This window comes from Micromonospora tarensis, assembly GCF_016803395.1.
GTDB lineage: Bacteria > Actinomycetota > Actinomycetes > Mycobacteriales > Micromonosporaceae > Micromonospora > Micromonospora tarensis.
The window spans coordinates 1-1,036 of record NZ_JAEVHL010000532.1; the positions used below are offsets into that span (position 1 = coordinate 1).

A 1,036-nucleotide genomic window follows, 5' to 3' on the forward strand; every position below is an offset into this window, starting at 1 on the left:
GTCCGGCCGGGCCGCCGGCACTCCCCGCCGGCAGGCCATGGTGACGCCGAGCCGCCCGGCCGCGGTCGCGGCGATCACCGCCGCGAGGCACGCCGGCCAGGACCGCCCCGCCAGGTCGGCGAGCGCAGCCGCCTGCACCAGCAGGACGACCACCAGGGCGACCACCCCGAACGGGCCGACGTCCGGCTTCTTCATGATCTCTAGGGCGGCCGCGCCACGCCGGTACGAGCCGAGCGCGTCCACGGTGTCGGCCAGCCCGTCCAGGTGCAGCCCCCGAGTCAGCAGCGCGGCGGCGCCGACCGTCACGCCCGCCGCCACCAGCGGGGGAGCGAACGCGGCGGCCACCAGCAGCACACCGGCCAGCAGGGCACCGAGCAACGCGCCGACCGCCGGGGCGAGCGCCATCGCCGTGCCGGCGACCGGACGGTCGATCCGACCGGCCCGCACCGGCAGCGTGGTCAGCGTGGTGATCGCCAGTCGAGCGCCGGCGAGGAGCCGCGACTCAGCCGGCACGCCAGCCCGACGCGGGCTGCTCGTCGGCCCCGGTGCTGGCCGGGCCCGGCCCGGCCGGCTCCGGCTCGGCGAAGTCCGGTTCGGTGGACTCGGGTTCGGTGAGATCGGGGTCGGCGTAGCTCGGGTCGGTGGACTCCGGCTCGTCGGCGGCCGGGTCGGGCTCGCCGCCGCTGAGCGACGGGTGGACCGGCAGCGCGGCGGACAGCGCCAGCACCGAGCGCAGCAGCGGGAGCGCGACCAGCGCGTTCGCGCCCTCGCCGAGATCCAGCCGCAGGTCGAGCAGCGGGGTGAGGCCCAGCACGTCGGCGGCGAGTCGTACCGCCGGGTGCCCGCCGTGGTCGGCCAGCAGGCACCAGTGGCGTGCCTGCCCGGCCAGGTCACGGCTCACCATGCCGGCGGCCACGCCGACCGGTCCGTCGAGCAGCACGGCACGCGGCGGGCGGTCGCGCCGAGCAGCACGCCGGTGGCCACCGCGACGTCGCCGCCGCCCAGCTCGGCCAGGATGTCCTTCGCGCCGCGCGAC

At 78.3% G+C, this 1,036-nt stretch carries 1 protein-coding gene and 1 pseudogene; both read right to left on the reverse strand.

Annotated features, from left to right (window positions below; translation table 11 throughout):
- On the reverse strand, nucleotides 1–513 hold a 513-nt coding region (locus tag JM949_RS36150), incomplete at its 3' end, for an adenosylcobinamide-GDP ribazoletransferase (protein WP_203152499.1).
- Nucleotides 503–1,036: pseudogene (locus tag JM949_RS36155) on the reverse strand (nicotinate-nucleotide--dimethylbenzimidazole phosphoribosyltransferase); the annotation flags it as partial. The pseudogene JM949_RS36155 and the gene JM949_RS36150, both read right to left, overlap by 11 nt.